This is a genomic window from Modestobacter sp. VKM Ac-2984, assembly GCF_026967985.1.
In the GTDB taxonomy this organism is placed as follows: Bacteria; Actinomycetota; Actinomycetes; order Mycobacteriales; family Geodermatophilaceae; genus Modestobacter.
This window is the reverse complement of the sequence record NZ_JAPVBJ010000001.1, coordinates 484,996-499,979: the sequence shown is the minus strand read 5'-3', so window position 1 is coordinate 499,979 and position 14,984 is coordinate 484,996. Positions and strand designations below refer to the sequence as shown.

The window sequence follows — 14,984 nt, the reverse complement described above, 5'->3', positions numbered from 1 at the left end:
GTGCCCGTCGAGGTCGCGAACGAGTCCGAGATCTCCGTCGACGAAGGCGCGCTCGCCGGCGTCTGCCGGTACGTGCTGGACGCCATGGAGGTCAGCCCGCTGGCCGAGCTGTCGGTGCTCTGCGTCGACGTCGACTACATGGCCAGCCTGCACGAGCGGTGGATGGGCGAGAAGGGCCCGACCGACGTGCTGGCCTTCCCGATGGACGAGCTGGACACCGCCCGTCCCGACGACCCGGACCCCGGCCCGGCGCTCCTCGGTGACGTGGTGCTCTGCCCGGCCGTCGCCGTCCGGCAGGCCCGCGCCGCCGGCCACTCGACGGCGGACGAGCTGCTCCTGCTGGCCACCCACGGCGTGCTCCACCTGCTGGGCTACGACCACATGGAGCCCGACGAGGAGAAGGAGATGTTCGGCCTGCAGTCCAAGCTCCTCGAGGGGTGGCGCGCCACCCCGCGAGAGCCGGTGACCGGCGAGCCGATGGAGCCGGAGACCCGATGAGCTCGACCGCGATCGTCCTGCTGGGCATCGCCGTCGTCCTGGTCCTCGTCGCAGGCGTCTTCGCCGCACTGGACGCCGCCCTGCAGCGGCTGTCCAAGGCCGCGGTGGAGGAGCTGCGGCGGGACGGCGCCAAGCGGGCCGGCCCGCTGAACCAGGTCATGGAGGACCGGGCCCGGCACGTGGCGTTGTTGCTGCTGCTGCGGATCGTCTGCGAGACGGCGGCGACCGTCATCGTCGCGGTGATCCTGGACGGGCTGTTCGCCAGCATCGCCCTGGGCGTCCTCGTCGCCATCGCGGTGATGACGGTGGTCAGCTACGTGCTGATCGGCGTCGGCCCGCGGACTCTCGGCCGCCAGCACGCCTACCCGATCGCGCTGGCCGCGGCCTCGCTGATCCGGCTGCTGGGCCGGCTGCTCGGCCCGATCGCCACGCTGCTGATCCTCATCGGCAACGCGATCACCCCGGGCCGGGGCTACCGCGACGGCCCGTTCAGCAGCGAGGTCGAGCTGCGCGAGCTGGTCGACATGGCCGAGGAGCGCGGCGTCGTCGAGGCCGGCGAGCGGAACATGATCCACGGCGTCTTCGAGCTCGGCGACACCATCGCCCGCGAGGTGATGGTGCCCCGGCCCGACGTGGTGTGGATCGAGCGCGGCAAGACGCTGCGACAGGCCCTGGCGCTGTGCCTGCGCAGCGGCTTCAGCCGGCTGCCGGTCATCGGGGAGAACGTCGACGACATCATCGGCGTCGTCTTCCTCAAGGACCTGGTGCGGCGCACGCAGGGCGCCACCGACCCCCGGGCCAGCGAGCCGAAGGTCGAGGACGTGCTGCGCCCGGCCAGCTTCGTGCCGGAGTCCAAGCCGGTGGACGAGCTGCTCCGGGAGATGCAGGCCTCCCGCACCCACATGGCCGTCGTCGTCGACGAGTACGGCGGCTTCGCCGGGCTGGTCACCATCGAGGACATCCTCGAGGAGATCGTCGGCGAGATCGACGACGAGCACGACACCGTCCAGCGCCCGCCGATCGAGGAGTTGGAGGACGGCTCGGTCCGGATCACCGCCCGGCTGCCGGTCGAGGACCTCGCCGACCTGTTCCGCGTCGAGCTCCCCGACGACGACGGGGTGGAGACCGTCGGTGGTCTGCTGGCCCGGGAGATCGGCGTGGTGCCGATCGAGGGGTCGGAGGCCGAGGTCGGCGGGCTGCGGCTGGTCGCCGAGAGCACCGGCGGGCGGCGCAACCAGATCGACACGATCCTGGTCTGCCGGGTCTCCGAGCCCGGCACCGAGGACGAGGCCGACGAGCCCGCCCGCGAGCCCGAACCGGCGGCCGTGGAAAGCTGAGAAAGGACCCTCCCGCCCCCCACCACTCGCAGGCTCGCGGCGGGACCCTGCGGAAGGGCCGGGACCGACGGATGGGAGACTGATCCGGTGGCTGAGCTGGACCCCGAGGACGCCAAGCTGATCACGCTGGCCCGTTCTGCCCGGAGCCGGACCGGCGCCGCGGAAGGTGCCGCGGTCCGGGACACCGACGGCCGCACGTACCTCGCGGCCACGGTGGCCCTGCCCTCGCTGCAGCTGTCCGCGCTGCAGGCCGCCGTCGCCGCCGCCGTCTCCAGCGGGGTCGACGGGCTCGAGGCAGCCGCCGTCGTCAGCGCGGCGGAGGCCGTCGAGGAGGCCGGGCTGGCCGCCGTCCACGACCTGACGGCGGCAGCGCCGGTCCTGCTCGCCGGCCCCGACGGGGTGCTCCGCACCACCCGCTAGTCCCCGCCGCGCCGGGCAGCGGGCCGACATGTGTCGAAGGGTGTAGTCGAGCTACATCCTTCGGGGCGCGGAGATCGGTGCCGCGTGGCCCAAGGTGGAGCTGTGTCCGTGACACAGCGACCAGCCGGGCTCGGTGTGCTGCACCTGCTCTGGGCGGAGGCCCGGCCGGTGGTGCAGGCGCTCTTCGCGCTGCGGTACGCGGTCGGAGCCGTCGTCGGGGTGGCCGGCGCGGGAGTGCTGAGGCCGGCGGTCGTGGTCGGTGCGCTGGCCTGGGTGCTGCTGATGACGAGCATCTACCTGGTCAACGGGGTCTCCGACCTGCTCGGCGACCGGGCCAACGGGAGCACCCGCCCCCTGGCCTCCGGCCGGCTCGCGGTGCGGGTCGCGGTGCGGACGGCGGGGGCGCTCGCCGGAGCAGGCCTGCTGCTGGCGGCCTGTTCCGGGGTGCCGGCTCTGCTGGCCTGCGCGCTGGCGACGGCCGTGCTCGGCTGGGCCTACAGCGTCGGACCGAGGCCGCTGAAGCACACCGTGGCCGGCACCACGGTCGCCGCGATCGGGGGCGGGCTGCTCAGCTACGGCGCCGGTGTGGCGGCCGCCGGTGGCGGCCTGACGGCCCCGTACGCAGCGGTGTTCCTCCTCCTGTGCGCCTGGATGGCCGTTGTCGGCACGTCCAAGGACCTCGGTGACCGGGAGGGGGACCGGCTGACCGGACGACGTAGCTTGCCGGTCGTGGCCGGACACCGCACCGCCGTCCGGGTGATCGCCGGGGGCTCGCTGCTGCTCGGGCTCACCGCCCTCGCGCTCGCCGGGGTCTGGCCGCAGCTCCTCGCGCCCGCCGCCGCGCTGTGCCTGGGCGGTGAGGTCGTCGCCGTGCTCGCGCTGCCGACGCCGGAGGGCGGTCCACGGCAGCGCCGGCGTCGGCCCTACCGTGCCTTCATGGTCACCCAGTACCTGGCGAACCCGCTCGTCGTCGTCAGCGTGCTGCTGTGACCGCACCGGAGGACGCCGGCCGGATCACCGATCTCGATGCCGAGCTCGACGCCGCGATCGCCGACACGGTCCTGGCCGATGCCGCCGTCGTCGCACCTCGGCTGTCGGCGGACCCCGCCCGGGCCGCCCAGCTGCACGGTCGCCTCCTCGCCGTGCTGCGAGTGACCCACGCCCGGGTCCGCGGGCTGCCGCCGGCCGCGGCCCCGGCCGCCCAGGCCGACGTCGGTGCCGACCGGGCCCGCACCGGCCTGCACCCGGCGGAGTCGCTGCGGGTGGCCAGCCTGCTGTTCCAGCGTGGGCTGCCCGCGCTCGTCGCGCACCACGGGGACGACGCGGTGCCCGGCGCCCGGTCCGCCACCGAGCAGGTCGCGCTGGTGCTGCACCAGGTGATCGACGAGCTGGTGATCCCGGCGTCGATCTCCTACGTCGACGTGCTGCTCGCGCGGATCAGCGACGCCAACCGGGACGAACGCCGCCGGGTCGCCCGCGACCTGCACGACCACACCAGCCACGGGATCGGTGCGGCCATGCAGGGGATCGACCTGGCCCTGCACCTGCACGCCACCGGCCAGCCGCTGGACGTGGAACGGCTGCGCACCACCCGGCAGCTGCTGCTGGACACGCTCAACGACGTGCGTGGCATGGCCACCCGGCTGCGCGACGTGGTCGGGGACCGCACGCTCGGCCAGGCGCTGCAGGAGTACCTGGACTTCACCGCCCCGGTCGGGCTGGAGGTCACGCTCGCCGAGTTCGGCGAGGACGTGACGCCGCTGCCCGGCCACGTCAAGGAGGAGAGCTACCTCATCGTGCGCGAGGCGATCCGCAACTCGTTCCTGCACGGCCGACGGGCGACCCGGCTCGACGTCGCCGTCCGGGTCGCCGAGGGTCAGCTGACGGCCACCGTGGCCGACGACGGCTCCGGCTTCGACCCCGCGGCGGTCGACGCCACCCGCAGCGTGGGGCTCTCCTCGATACGCGAGCGCGCCGCGGGCCTCGGCGGCAGCGTGGCCCTCGCCACCGGGCCGGGCGGCGTCCGGCTCGTGCTCACCGTGCCGGTGCCCGGGGCGTCGACGTGACCGGCGCCGAGCGCGCTCTCCGGGTGGTCCTGGTCGACGACCACCGCCTGTTCCGCGAGAGCCTGGGGGCGCTGCTCGCCGTCCACCAGGGCATCGAGGTGGTCGCGGAGGGTGCGAACGGGGAGGAGGCGGTCCGGCTGGCCCGCCTCCACCAGCCCGACGTGGTGCTGCTGGACGTGGAGATGCCGGGCCAGTCGGTGCTGACCTCGCTGGTCGAGATCCGCAGCGCCTCCCCGTCGACCCGCATCGTCGTCCTGACCATGCACGAGAACACCCCGCTGGCCCGCCAGCTGCTGCTGCGCGGCGCCTCCGCCTACCTGATCAAGACGATCGGGCACCACGAACTGGTCTCGGCGATCCGGGCCGCCACCGACCGTGAGCAGGACCTGATCACCCTCTCGGTGTCCCGGGGTGGACTGGCCGGTCTCACCTCGGGGGGCGGGCCGATCCTCTCCGAACGCGAGGTGGAGGTGCTCGCCCTCGTCGGCAAGGCCCGCTCCAACGCCGCGATCGCGGCCGAGCTGCGGATCAGCGAGGGCACGGTGAAGCGGCACCTGAGCAACATCAACGCCAAGTTGGGGTCGACGTCCCGGCTGGACGCCGTGCGGCGCGCGACCCGGGCGCGGCTGCTCGCCCCCGGCCTCGGCGACGACTGATCAGTCGCGGAGCGGGCGGCCCAGGGCGTCGGCGACCGCGGCGGGGTCGCGCACCCACGCGGTGAACGCCTTCGGGGTCTCGCCGTCGGGGTCCAGGTGCCGGACGCTGATCCGGTGCCGGCCCGGCCACCAGCCGCCGCGCCCCTTCGCCTTCGGCCAGCCGGCCGGCGGCGCTCCCGGCACCACCTCGCCGATCAGCACGAGCGGGACGACGCCGAAGGACGACGTCTGCCGCAGCCCGGCGATGTCGGTGGAGACCGCGAAGTCGGAGACGGTGAACCGGCCGGTCGACACCACCAGCACCAGCAGCCCGAGCCCCAGGGCGACCGGTGCCTCGGCGGCGGCCGCGGCGGCGCCGTCCCGCCAGCCCAGGAACCCGAGCCAGGCGGCGACGGCGAGCACGGTCAGCGCGGTCACCCGCGGCGAGGCCGGGTCGTACTGCCAGTACCGCAGCGGCCGCGGGGTCACCGTGACGTGCCGCTTGGGGCCGCGGCGGGCGAAGTAGCCGTAGCTGGTGACCTGGTCGATGTGCCGCTCCCGGTCCCGGGCGGCCTGCACGATCAGGGGCTCGCTGTTGTCGCGTCGGGACCGGGGTGGCATGCCCGCCATGATCCCAGGGCAGCTCCCGCCCCGGCCGCGGCAGTGCTGTCGGTGCGCAGTGGGAGACTGGACGGCGTGACCTCCTCCGATCAGCCGCCGTACCGCAGCGGCTTCGCCTGCCTGGTCGGCCGGCCCAACGCGGGCAAGACCACGCTGACGAACGCCCTGGTCGGCGAGAAGGTCGGCATCGTCAGCAACCGGCCGCAGACCACCCGGCATGCCATCCGCGGGGTCGTGCACCGCCCGGCGGGTCAGCTGGTGCTCGTCGACACGCCTGGGCTGCACAAGCCCAAGAGCCTGCTCGGCCAGCGGCTGAACGACGTCGTCCGCGACACGCTCTCCGAGGTCGACGTCATCGTCTTCTGCATCCCCGCCGACCAGCCGGTGGGCGCCGGTGACGCGTTCATCGCCCGGCAGCTCAAGGCGGTGACCACCCCGATCGTCGTGGTGGTCACCAAGACCGACGCGGCCGGCAAGAAGGCGATCACCGAGCAGCTGGTCGCCGCCAGCCAGCTGGTCGAGGCGCGCGAGATCGTGCCGGTCAGCGCCGTGGCCGGTGACCAGGTCGGCCTGCTGGAGGACCTGCTGATCGGGATGCTGCCCGAGGGTCCGCCGATGTACCCCGACGAGCAGACCACCGACGAGGACGTCGAGCGGCAGATCGCCGAGCTGGTGCGGGAGGCGGCGCTGGAGAAGGTCCGCCAGGAGGTGCCGCACTCCCTGGCCGTCACCGTCGAGGAGATCAACCGCAAGCCCGACCCGCGCGACCCCGACGCCGTCTTCACCGAGGTGCACGCCCTGCTGCACGTCGAGCGGGCCAGCCAGAAGCCGATGCTGCTGGGCAAGGGCGGCGCGACGATCAAGGCGATCGGCAGCGAGGCCCGGGTCGGGCTGGAGACGCTGCTCGGCGGCCGGGTGCACCTGGCCCTGCACGTCACCGTGCTGGGGGAGTGGCAGGACGACCCGAAGAAGCTGCACCGGCTTGGCTACTGAGGCAGCAGGCGAGTGAGCATCGCAGGGAGCGCCAGCGACCGAGGAGCGGAGCGATCTGCTGCCGGGGAACAGGGCTGCTAGGCCGTGAGCACCACACCGCAGTCCCTCTACCGGGACGAGGGCGTCGTGCTGCGCACCCAGAAGCTGGGTGAGGCCGACCGGATCGTCACCGTGCTGACCCGCCGCACCGGCAAGGTGCGCGCGGTCGCCAAGGGGGTGCGGCGCACCAAGAGCAAGTTCGGCGCCCGGCTGGAGCCGTTCAGCCACGTCGACCTGCAGCTCTACACCGGCCGCAACCTCGACATCGTCAGCCAGGCCGAGTCGATCCGGTCCTACGGCACCGAGATCGTCGGCGACTACCGCGCCTACACCGCCGGCACCGCCGTGCTGGAGACGGCCGACCGGCTGACGGTGGAGGAGAAGGAGCCGTCGCTGCGGATGTTCCTGCTCGTCGTCGGGGCGCTGCGCACGCTGGCCGAGGGGGTCAAGCCGGCCCCGCTCGTGCTGGACGCGTTCCTGCTCCGGGCGATGTCGGTCGCCGGCTGGGAGCCGGCGCTGGGCGACTGCGCCCGGTGCGGCGAGGCCGGCCCGCACCGGCACTTCTCCGTCCCGGCCGGGGGCACCGTCTGCCCGTCCTGCCGGCCCACGGGCTCGGCGATGCCCAGCCCGGTCACCATCGAACTGCTGGAGGCGCTGTTGTCCGGCGACTGGGGGCGGGCCGAGGCCAGCCTCGGCACCAACCGGCGGGAGGGCAGCGGCCTGGTCGCGGCGCTGCTGCAGTGGCACCTGGAGCGCGGCCTGCGCTCGCTGCCGCTGGTGGACCGCACATGAGGCGCGAGGTGAAGGCCCCGAACCCGCACCCCTCGGGCGCCACCCCGCCGGCCATCCCGGCCGACAAGGTGCCGCAGCACGTGGCGATCGTGATGGACGGCAACGGCCGCTGGGCGAAGCAGCGCGGGCTGCCGCGCACCGCCGGGCACGAGGCGGGGGAGTCCTCGCTCTTCGACTGCGTCGAGGGGGCCATCGAGCTGGGCATCGGGGCGATCAGCGCCTACGCGTTCTCCACCGAGAACTGGCGGCGCAGCCCCGACGAGGTCCGCTTCCTGATGGGCTTCAACCGCGACGTCATCCGCCGCCGCCGCGACGAGATGCACGAGCTCGGGGTTCGGGTGCGCTGGGCCGGGCGGCGTCCCAAGCTCTGGCGCAGCGTGATCAAGGAGCTGGAGGTCGCCGAGGAGCTCACCCAGGACAACGACGTCCTGACCCTCACCATGTGCGTCAACTACGGCGGCCGGGCCGAGATCGCCGACGCCGCGGCGGCGATCGCCCGCGAGGTGGCCGCCGGCCGGATCAAGCCGGACAAGGTCACCGAGGAGACGGTCGCCCGGTTCCTCGACGAGCCGGACATGCCCGACGTCGACCTGTTCGTGCGCAGCTCCGGGGAGAACCGCACCAGCAACTTCCTGCTGTGGCAGTCGGCCTACGCCGAGCTGGTCTTCCTGGACACGCTCTGGCCGGACTTCGACCGCCGGCACCTGTGGCAGGCGGTCGAGGAGTACGCCAGCCGGCAGCGTCGTTTCGGCAGCGCCTGAGGAGGTCGTTTCGGCAGCGCCTGAGGGGGCCGTTTCGGCAGCGCCTGAAGGAGCCGCTTCAGGCGGTGTCGGAGGAATCAGTGTCGGTGTCGGTGGACTCGGTGGCGTGGCCGGCGTGGGCGAGGGCGTCCCGGACGATGTGCGCCACGTGCCCGTCGACCAGGCGGTAGTCGACCTCGCGGTGCCGGCGGACGCCGGTCACCAGCCCGGCGCCGCGCAGCACCCGCAGGTGCTGGGAGACCAGCGGCTGCGGCACCCCGAGCGCGTTGACCAGCTGGTGCACGCAGCGGGAGCCGTGCTCGTCGAGCAGGGTCACGATCGACATCCGCAGCGGTGAGGCGAGGGCGGCCAGCAGCTCGCTGGCGGCCTGGACGTCGGCGGGGACGTTCCGGGACCCAGGCCTCGGGGACGGGGTCACGGACGTGGTCATGGCACCATGGTCGGAGCGCCTGAGAACGGTTGTCAACTCTTGCCGCAGCGAAGGGGGAGGTGCCCGGTGTTCGCCGTGACCCGCCTGCGCGTCGCAGACGACGACGTCGCCGCATTCCTCGCCACCACCGATGAGCTGCTCGCGGCGCTGCGGACGCGCCCCGGCTTCCTCGGCGGCGAGCTGGGCCGCGCCGCAGACGAACCGGAGCTGTTCGCCCTCTGCACCCGCTGGGAGGGTGTCGGCGCCTACCGTCGGGGCCTGTCCGCGGCCGAGGTGAAGATCGCCGGTGCGCCGGTGTGGGTGCACGCCCTGGACGAGCCCGGCGTCTACCTCACCGACTGAGCACATCGGTGCGGGCCTGGTTGCCGGGCACGTCCGGGAGTAGCCGGGCAGCGGACGGGGCAGGACTGCCCGGTGGACGTGCTGGCGGCAGAAGAGACGACCGGGTTCCCCCACAGCTTCCTCTCCGAGGAGCTGCTCGAGGACTACGTGAACCTCTTCATCCGGGTGGTCGAGGCCGTCGGGGCGATCGTGATCTTCATCGGCGCGGTGATCGCCACCGTCCAGTTCGTCCGCGCGGCCGTCCGCGGCCGGCACCGCGACGAGTTCGTCCGGGTCCGGCTGGGGCTGGCCCGCTACCTGCTGCTCGGCCTGGAGTTCCAGCTGGCCAGCGACGTCCTGCGCACCGCCATCGCGCCGTCGTTCGAGGAGATCGGCAAGCTCGCCGCGATCGCGGCCATCCGGACCGCGCTGAACTACTTCCTGGGCAAGGAGATCGCCGAGGAACGCGAAGAGGTCGAGAAGAACGACGAGAGGCGCCGCGAACGCGAGGGTGGGCGCGCCGGCGGTGACCGGACGTGAACCGCGGAGAGCCGGCATGAGCCCGTTGGTGGAGGACGCCGCACTGCTGGTGGCTGTGCTGGGCCTGGTCTGTGGCCTGATCACGCTGGTGCGGCTGCGCGACGTCCTGCTGGCGATCGGCGTCCTGCTGGACTTCCTGATCGCCGCCGGCCTGATCCGGCTCGCCGGCGAGCTGACCTTCCGCGGCCTCGTCGGCGTGGCCGTGGTGATCGCCGTCCGGAAGCTGGTCATGCACGCGCTGGGGGCGGACCGGCGGGTGCCGACCACCGCCGGGAGGTGACGCCCGTGGCCGGGCGGCGGCACACCGGCGGCTAACGTCTGGGGGTCACTCGCCGACACCCCAGCCGGATGGAGCCCCCGTGCCCAGCGACACCGCCCCCGCCCGTACCGCCGACCCCGCTCGCCTGGACAAGGTGGTCAACCTCTGCAAGCGCCGGGGGTTCGTCTTCCCCTCCGGTGAGATCTACGGCGGCACCCGCTCGGCCTGGGACTACGGGCCGCTGGGCGTGGAGCTGAAGGAGAACATCAAGAAGCAGTGGTGGCGCACCGTCGTCCAGGGCCGGGACGACATCGTCGGCCTGGACTCCTCGGTGATCCTGCCCCGCCAGACCTGGGTCGCCTCTGGTCACGTCGGCGTCTTCACCGACCCGCTGACCGAGTGCCAGAACTGCCACAAGCGGTTCCGCGCCGACCACCTCGAAGAGGAGTTCGAGGAGAAGAAGGGCCGGCTGCCGGAGAACGGGCTGGCCGACATCTCCTGCCCGAACTGTGGCGTGAAGGGCTCCTGGACCGAGCCGCGCGACTTCAACATGATGCTGAAGACCCACCTCGGCCCGGTCGAGGACGAGTCGGGGCTGCACTACCTGCGCCCGGAGACCGCCCAGGGCATCTTCGTGAACTTCGCCAACGTCATGGGCGCCGCGCGCAAGAAGCCGCCGTTCGGCATCGGGCAGATCGGCAAGTCCTTCCGCAACGAGATCACCCCGGGCAACTTCATCTTCCGGACGCGTGAGTTCGAGCAGATGGAGATGGAGTTCTTCGTCGAGCCCGGCACCGACGAGGAGTGGCACCAGTACTGGATCGACGCCCGCACCGCCTGGTACACCGACCTGGGCATCTCGGCGGACAACCTGCGCCACTACGAGCACCCGAAGGAGAAGCTGAGCCACTACTCGACGCGCACCGTCGACATCGAGTACCGGTTCGGCTTCACCGGTTCGGAGTGGGGCGAGCTCGAGGGCATCGCCAACCGCACCGACTTCGACCTGAAGACCCACTCGGAGCACTCCGGCACCGACCTGTCCTACTTCGACCAGGCCTCCGGGGAGCGCTGGACGCCGTACGTCATCGAGCCGGCGGCCGGGCTCACCCGCTCGCTGATGGCCTTCCTCGTCGAGGCCTACACCGAGGACGAGGCCCCCAACGCCAAGGGCGGCGTCGACACCCGCACGGTGCTCAAGCTCGACCCGCGGCTGGCGCCGGTGAAGGCCGCCGTCCTGCCGCTGTCGCGCAACTCCGACCTCTCGCCCAAGGCCCGTGACCTGGCGGCGACGCTGCGGCGGAACTGGAACGTCGACTTCGACGACGCCGGCGCGATCGGCCGCCGCTACCGCCGGCAGGACGAGATCGGCACGCCCTTCTGCCTGACCGTCGACTTCGACACCCTCGAGGACGACGCGGTGACCATCCGGGAGCGCGACTCGATGACCCAGGAGCGGGTCGCCCTGTCCCAGGTCGTCAGCTACCTCGGAGCCCGCCTCCCCGGCTGCTGAGCCCGACCCCGGCCTGCTGTCGGGCGGGTCAACCCGGCTGACCTGACGTTGAGCCGTGTCACGGCGCGGCTCAACGTCAGGTCGACCGGCTCAACCCGCCCCGACCAGGTCGTCGGCCCGGGCCAGCCACCCGTCGTCCCCGTCGCATCGGTCCCGGGGGCGGCCGGTGGCCCGGGGGACCTCGGTCCAGTCCCGGGTCGCGGGTCCGGGGGTGGACAGCATCCGTCGGACGAGGCAGTCGAACTCGGCACGCCGGGCGCCCAGGTCGACCGCTGCGGCGCGGACGAACCGGACACCCCGGGACCGGAGCTGGTCCTCGGCCCGCTTCTCCTGCCAGAGCGAGTCCTCCGGGGTCCGGCCGAACGCCGGACGGCGGTACTTCACCCGGCCGTCGAACTCGAGGGCCACGGCCTGCTCGGCGTACCAGCCGTCGACGACCTTCACCAGCCTCCCGTCCACCCGGAGCTCCACCTGCGGGACGAACGGCGGCAGGCCGAGCGCGGCAACCGTCAGCCGGCCGTGGGTCTCCAGCCACGACTCGGCCCGGCCGTCTGCGAGTGCGACCGCCCGCACGCTCCGCGGGACGCCGGGCACGCACGCCTGCCTCTCCAGCACCCGGCCCAGCTCGTCGCGGGTGGTCAGCCCGCGCAGCAGGGCGGCATCGACGGCGGCCACGGCGTCCACCTCCGGCCAGTCCCGGGCCAGGTCGACGACGGTGCGTGCCGCCGTCGTGACCCGGTAGGCGCCGCGCACGGTCACCTCGTCGGCCGGCAGCTCGGCCCGGTCATCAGCCATCCACGCCCACGGCGCCACCGGTGCGGATCGGTCAGCTCGACCGTCGGCGGGGCGGACCTCGGACGGGGCAGCCCCCAGATCCACGCGGCCGTCGCACCACTCAGGACGGCGGACGACCGGGCCAGGCCGGCGGTGACCGCCACCGCGTCGAGCCCAGGGCGTCGTCCGGTCCGCTCGACCTCGGCGAGGTCGGCCGCGGTGATGAAGACGCCGGTGCGCAGCCGCACCCACACGCCGGCCCGTACCGCCGTCCGGACCTCGCTCTCCCCGATACCCGCGGCGGCGAGCTCAGCGGTGGTGAAGACCCCCAACCGACGACGTCCGGGCTCGTCGACGGCCATCGGGACGGGCACCGGGACGGTCATCCGAGCAGCCTGACCACCCGCCGGACGAAGGGCGCGCCCTCGGAGCCACCGGTGGACGGGGCGCTCGCCGGGGGACATCGGCGGGCGCTCCAGCCGGGGACCCGGTAGGCGTCGACCGGCTTGACCTACGTGACCTGAGGTTGAGCCGGGTCACGGCACGGTTCAACGCCAGGTCAGCCGGGTTGACCCACCTCGCGGCCGTGAGCCCGGGCACACCCCGCGCCCACCTACCCTGGGGTCGTGACCAGCACCCTCTCGCGCGCGACGGCGCTGCCGTCGTTGCAGCTCGGTGGGCTGACGGTCGACCCCGCCGTGGTGCTCGCCCCGATGGCCGGGATCACCAACCCGGCCTTCCGGACGCTGTGCCGGGAGTTCGGGGCCGGGCTCTACGTGTGCGAGATGATCACCACCCGGGCGTTGGTCGAGCGGAACGCCAAGACGCTGAAGATGGTGCAGGCCGCCCCGGGGGAGGCCGACGCGTTCAGCGTGCAGCTCTACGGGGTCGACCCGGCCACCGTCGGGCGGGCGGTGCAGATGCTCGTCGACGAGCAGGTCGCCGGCACCCGCCCCGCGCACATCGACCTCAACTTCGGCTGCCCGGTGCCCAAGGTGACCCGCAAGGGCGGCGGCTCGGCTCTGCCCTGGCGCCGCCGGCTGTTCGGCAACATCGTGCGGGCCGCGGTGCAGGCCGCCGGCGACGTCCCGGTGACGGTGAAGACCCGGGTCGGCATCGACGCCGAGCACGTCACCTACCTCGACGCCGGCCGGATCGCGCAGGACGAGGGCGCCGCGGCGATCACCCTGCACGGGCGCACCGCCGACCAGCTCTACAGCGGCACCGCCGACTGGTCGCACATCGCCCGGCTGGTCGAGGAGGTCGCCATCCCGGTGCTCGGCAACGGTGACCTGTGGGAGGCCGACGACGCGGTGCGGATGGTCGCCGAGACCGGCTGCGCCGGCGTCGTCGTGGGCCGGGGCTGCCTGGGCCGGCCGTGGCTGTTCGGCGACCTGGCTGCCGCCTTCGCCGGCTCGCCGCACCGCACGCTGCCCACCTTCCGGCAGGTCGCCGAGATCATGCACCGGCACGCCACCCTGCTGGCGGCCGACCAGGGCGAGGTGCACGGCTGCAGCGACTTCCGCAAGCACGTCGCCTGGTACCTCAAGGGCTTCTCGGTCCCCTCCGACGTCCGTCGGGCACTGGCCATGGTCTCCGGGCTCGACGAGTTGGCCGGCCTGCTCGACTCGATCCCCGACCAGCCCTACCCCCAGGGCGTGCTCGGGGCGCCTCGCGGGCGCACCACCCCGCCGCGGCCGGTCGCCCTCCCCGAGGGCTGGCTGGCCGACCGCGACGACCCCCGGCCGCCGGCCGGGGCCGAGCTGCTGGTGAGCGGCGGATGAGCACCACGACATGAGCACCACGACAGGAGTCCAGCGGTGACCCAGGGTCCCTTCCTCTACGACGACGACCCGGCGCCGCTGCACACCGGCACCCCGCAGAACCACAACAAGCTGCTGATCGGCATCTTCGGGGCGACGGTGCTGGTCGCGGTGGTCATGGTGGTGCTGATGCCGTTCTTCAAGGGATCCGGTGAGGACCAGGCGCGCGAGGTGGCCGGGGTGTTCACCGCCGCGCTGAGCCAGGGCGACCTGGAGACCGCCTACGGCCTCGTCTGCGACGACGTGCGCGCCCGGGTGGCCCCCGCCGACCTGGCCGACCAGTACCTGCAGCCAGGTATCCCGACGGTGACCGGGGCGACCGACAGCGAGGACGACGGGGAGCCGGTGCAGCTGGTCGACGTCCGCTGGGACGACGACGGCGCGGTGACGACCACCCAGTTGACGATCGTGCCCGAGGGTGGCACGAAGGTCTGCGGCACGAGCGCTGCTGGGTGAGCCCGGACGCAGGCGGCACGCCGTCCCCAGGGGTTCCGCCGGTGCCAGCCAGCCGTGGTACCCATGACGGGTGGCAGCGGTGGCGGGGAGGCTGGTCGTCCGGGTGCTCGGGGCAGCGGTGACCGCAGCTCTGCTGCTGGCCGCGTCCACGGCCTCGGCCATCTGGTGGATCGCCCGGCAGGATGCACGCCCGACCTCGGACGCGATCGTGGTGCTGGGCTCGGCGCAGTACAACGGCGTCCCGTCCTCCATCTTCGAGGCCCGGCTGGAGCACGCCCGGGAGCTCTACGAGGAGGGGGTGGCCCCGGTGATCGTGACGGTGGGCGGCAAGGCGACCGGCGACGCGTTCTCCGAGGCCGAGGCGGGCCGCGACTACCTGGCCCAGACCGGCGTGCCGACGGATGCGCTGCTGGCCGTGCCCGAGGGCGTCGACACGCTGGAGAGCGTGCGAGCGGTGGCCGCCGAGTTCGATGCGCGGAACTGGAGCAGCGCCGTCCTGGTCAGCGACCCGTGGCACGCGATGCGCGCCGAGCGGATGACCGAGGACGCCGGGCTGGACGCGTGGAGCTCACCGACCCGGCAGGGGCCGGCCGTGCAGACCCGGGCCACCCAGTTCCGCTACATCATGCGGGAGACCGCCGCCTACCTGCTCTACCGCGCGACCGGCGAGAGCGTCGCCGGAGCGCCGGGGATCGGCTGAGGAGCA

At 73.3% G+C, this 14,984-nt stretch carries 20 protein-coding genes; 16 read left to right on the top strand and 4 right to left on the bottom strand.

Annotation, left to right across the window (positions count from 1 at the left end):
- From ybeY to O2W16_RS02375, 6 genes are all read left to right on the top strand, one after another.
- On the top strand, positions 1-498 hold the full coding sequence (gene ybeY, locus O2W16_RS02400; RefSeq protein ID WP_269157199.1) for an rRNA maturation RNase YbeY: 498 nt from the start codon (positions 1-3) through the stop codon (positions 496-498).
- Entirely contained in the window at positions 495-1,835 is a 1,341-nt protein-coding gene (locus O2W16_RS02395; RefSeq protein ID WP_269157198.1) for a hemolysin family protein, read from the top strand. Before ybeY ends, O2W16_RS02395 begins: the two co-directional genes overlap by 4 nt.
- An 87-nt stretch (positions 1,836-1,922) precedes the next feature.
- Positions 1,923-2,255, top strand: a complete 333-nt coding sequence (locus tag O2W16_RS02390; protein WP_269157197.1) for a cytidine deaminase — start codon at positions 1,923-1,925, stop codon at positions 2,253-2,255.
- A 108-nt stretch (positions 2,256-2,363) separates the two neighbouring features.
- Complete coding sequence (locus O2W16_RS02385; protein ID WP_269157196.1) at positions 2,364-3,245, top strand: UbiA family prenyltransferase; 882 nt, start codon at positions 2,364-2,366, stop codon at positions 3,243-3,245.
- Positions 3,242-4,321: a sensor histidine kinase gene (locus O2W16_RS02380; RefSeq protein ID WP_269157195.1), complete on the top strand. Its 1,080-nt coding sequence runs from the start codon at positions 3,242-3,244 to the stop codon at positions 4,319-4,321. Before O2W16_RS02385 ends, O2W16_RS02380 begins: the two co-directional genes overlap by 4 nt.
- Complete coding sequence (locus O2W16_RS02375; protein WP_269157194.1) at positions 4,318-4,977, top strand: response regulator transcription factor; 660 nt, start codon at positions 4,318-4,320, stop codon at positions 4,975-4,977. The genes O2W16_RS02380 and O2W16_RS02375 overlap by 4 nt, the downstream gene beginning before the upstream one ends.
- On the opposite strand, the gene O2W16_RS02370 is transcribed toward O2W16_RS02375, so the two are convergent.
- On the bottom strand, positions 4,978-5,577 hold the full coding sequence (locus O2W16_RS02370; protein ID WP_269157193.1) for a hypothetical protein: 600 nt from the start codon (positions 5,575-5,577) through the stop codon (positions 4,978-4,980).
- A 75-nt stretch (positions 5,578-5,652) separates the two neighbouring features.
- Here O2W16_RS02370 and era point away from each other — a divergent pair, with 75 nt between their 5' ends.
- From era to O2W16_RS02355, 3 genes are all read left to right on the top strand, one after another.
- Positions 5,653-6,570, top strand: a complete 918-nt coding sequence (gene era / locus O2W16_RS02365; protein WP_269157192.1) for a GTPase Era — start codon at positions 5,653-5,655, stop codon at positions 6,568-6,570.
- Positions 6,571-6,654: 84 nt separating this feature from the next.
- A complete protein-coding gene (gene recO / locus O2W16_RS02360) occupies positions 6,655-7,401 on the top strand; it encodes a DNA repair protein RecO (protein ID WP_269157191.1) in 747 nt (248 codons plus the stop codon).
- Positions 7,398-8,162: an isoprenyl transferase gene (locus O2W16_RS02355; protein ID WP_269157190.1), complete on the top strand. Its 765-nt coding sequence runs from the start codon at positions 7,398-7,400 to the stop codon at positions 8,160-8,162. Before recO ends, O2W16_RS02355 begins: the two co-directional genes overlap by 4 nt.
- 58 nt (positions 8,163-8,220) lie before the next feature.
- Here O2W16_RS02355 and O2W16_RS02350 read toward each other — a convergent pair whose 3' ends face one another.
- Complete coding sequence (locus O2W16_RS02350) at positions 8,221-8,592, bottom strand: ArsR/SmtB family transcription factor (protein WP_269157189.1); 372 nt, start codon at positions 8,590-8,592, stop codon at positions 8,221-8,223.
- Positions 8,593-8,658: 66 nt separating this feature from the next.
- Here O2W16_RS02350 and O2W16_RS02345 point away from each other — a divergent pair, with 66 nt between their 5' ends.
- From O2W16_RS02345 to O2W16_RS02330, 4 genes are all read left to right on the top strand, one after another.
- Positions 8,659-8,934: an antibiotic biosynthesis monooxygenase family protein gene (locus O2W16_RS02345; protein ID WP_269157188.1), complete on the top strand. Its 276-nt coding sequence runs from the start codon at positions 8,659-8,661 to the stop codon at positions 8,932-8,934.
- Between the two features lie 72 nt (positions 8,935-9,006).
- Complete coding sequence (locus O2W16_RS02340) at positions 9,007-9,453, top strand: DUF1622 domain-containing protein (RefSeq protein ID WP_269157187.1); 447 nt, start codon at positions 9,007-9,009, stop codon at positions 9,451-9,453.
- Between the two features lie 16 nt (positions 9,454-9,469).
- Positions 9,470-9,733 (top strand): hypothetical protein, encoded by a 264-nt coding sequence (locus tag O2W16_RS02335; protein WP_269157186.1) that lies wholly within the window; start codon positions 9,470-9,472, stop codon positions 9,731-9,733.
- Between the two features lie 79 nt (positions 9,734-9,812).
- Entirely contained in the window at positions 9,813-11,225 is a 1,413-nt protein-coding gene (locus O2W16_RS02330) for a glycine--tRNA ligase (RefSeq protein ID WP_269157185.1), read from the top strand.
- Positions 11,226-11,315: 90 nt separating this feature from the next.
- On the opposite strand, the gene O2W16_RS02325 is transcribed toward O2W16_RS02330, so the two are convergent.
- Positions 11,316-12,020 (bottom strand): hypothetical protein, encoded by a 705-nt coding sequence (locus O2W16_RS02325; RefSeq protein ID WP_269157184.1) that lies wholly within the window; start codon positions 12,018-12,020, stop codon positions 11,316-11,318.
- On the bottom strand, positions 11,981-12,385 hold the full coding sequence (locus O2W16_RS02320) for a type IV toxin-antitoxin system AbiEi family antitoxin domain-containing protein (protein ID WP_269157183.1): 405 nt from the start codon (positions 12,383-12,385) through the stop codon (positions 11,981-11,983). The genes O2W16_RS02325 and O2W16_RS02320 overlap by 40 nt, the downstream gene beginning before the upstream one ends.
- A 240-nt stretch (positions 12,386-12,625) precedes the next feature.
- Here O2W16_RS02320 and dusB point away from each other — a divergent pair, with 240 nt between their 5' ends.
- From dusB to O2W16_RS02305, 3 genes are all read left to right on the top strand, one after another.
- Positions 12,626-13,783: a tRNA dihydrouridine synthase DusB gene (gene dusB / locus O2W16_RS02315; RefSeq protein WP_269157182.1), complete on the top strand. Its 1,158-nt coding sequence runs from the start codon at positions 12,626-12,628 to the stop codon at positions 13,781-13,783.
- A 36-nt stretch (positions 13,784-13,819) separates the two neighbouring features.
- Positions 13,820-14,278, top strand: coding sequence for an Rv0361 family membrane protein (locus tag O2W16_RS02310; protein ID WP_269157181.1), 459 nt, complete (start codon positions 13,820-13,822; stop codon positions 14,276-14,278).
- A 70-nt stretch (positions 14,279-14,348) separates the two neighbouring features.
- Positions 14,349-14,978 (top strand): YdcF family protein, encoded by a 630-nt coding sequence (locus O2W16_RS02305; protein WP_269157180.1) that lies wholly within the window; start codon positions 14,349-14,351, stop codon positions 14,976-14,978.
- Positions 14,979-14,984 lie beyond the last annotated feature (6 nt).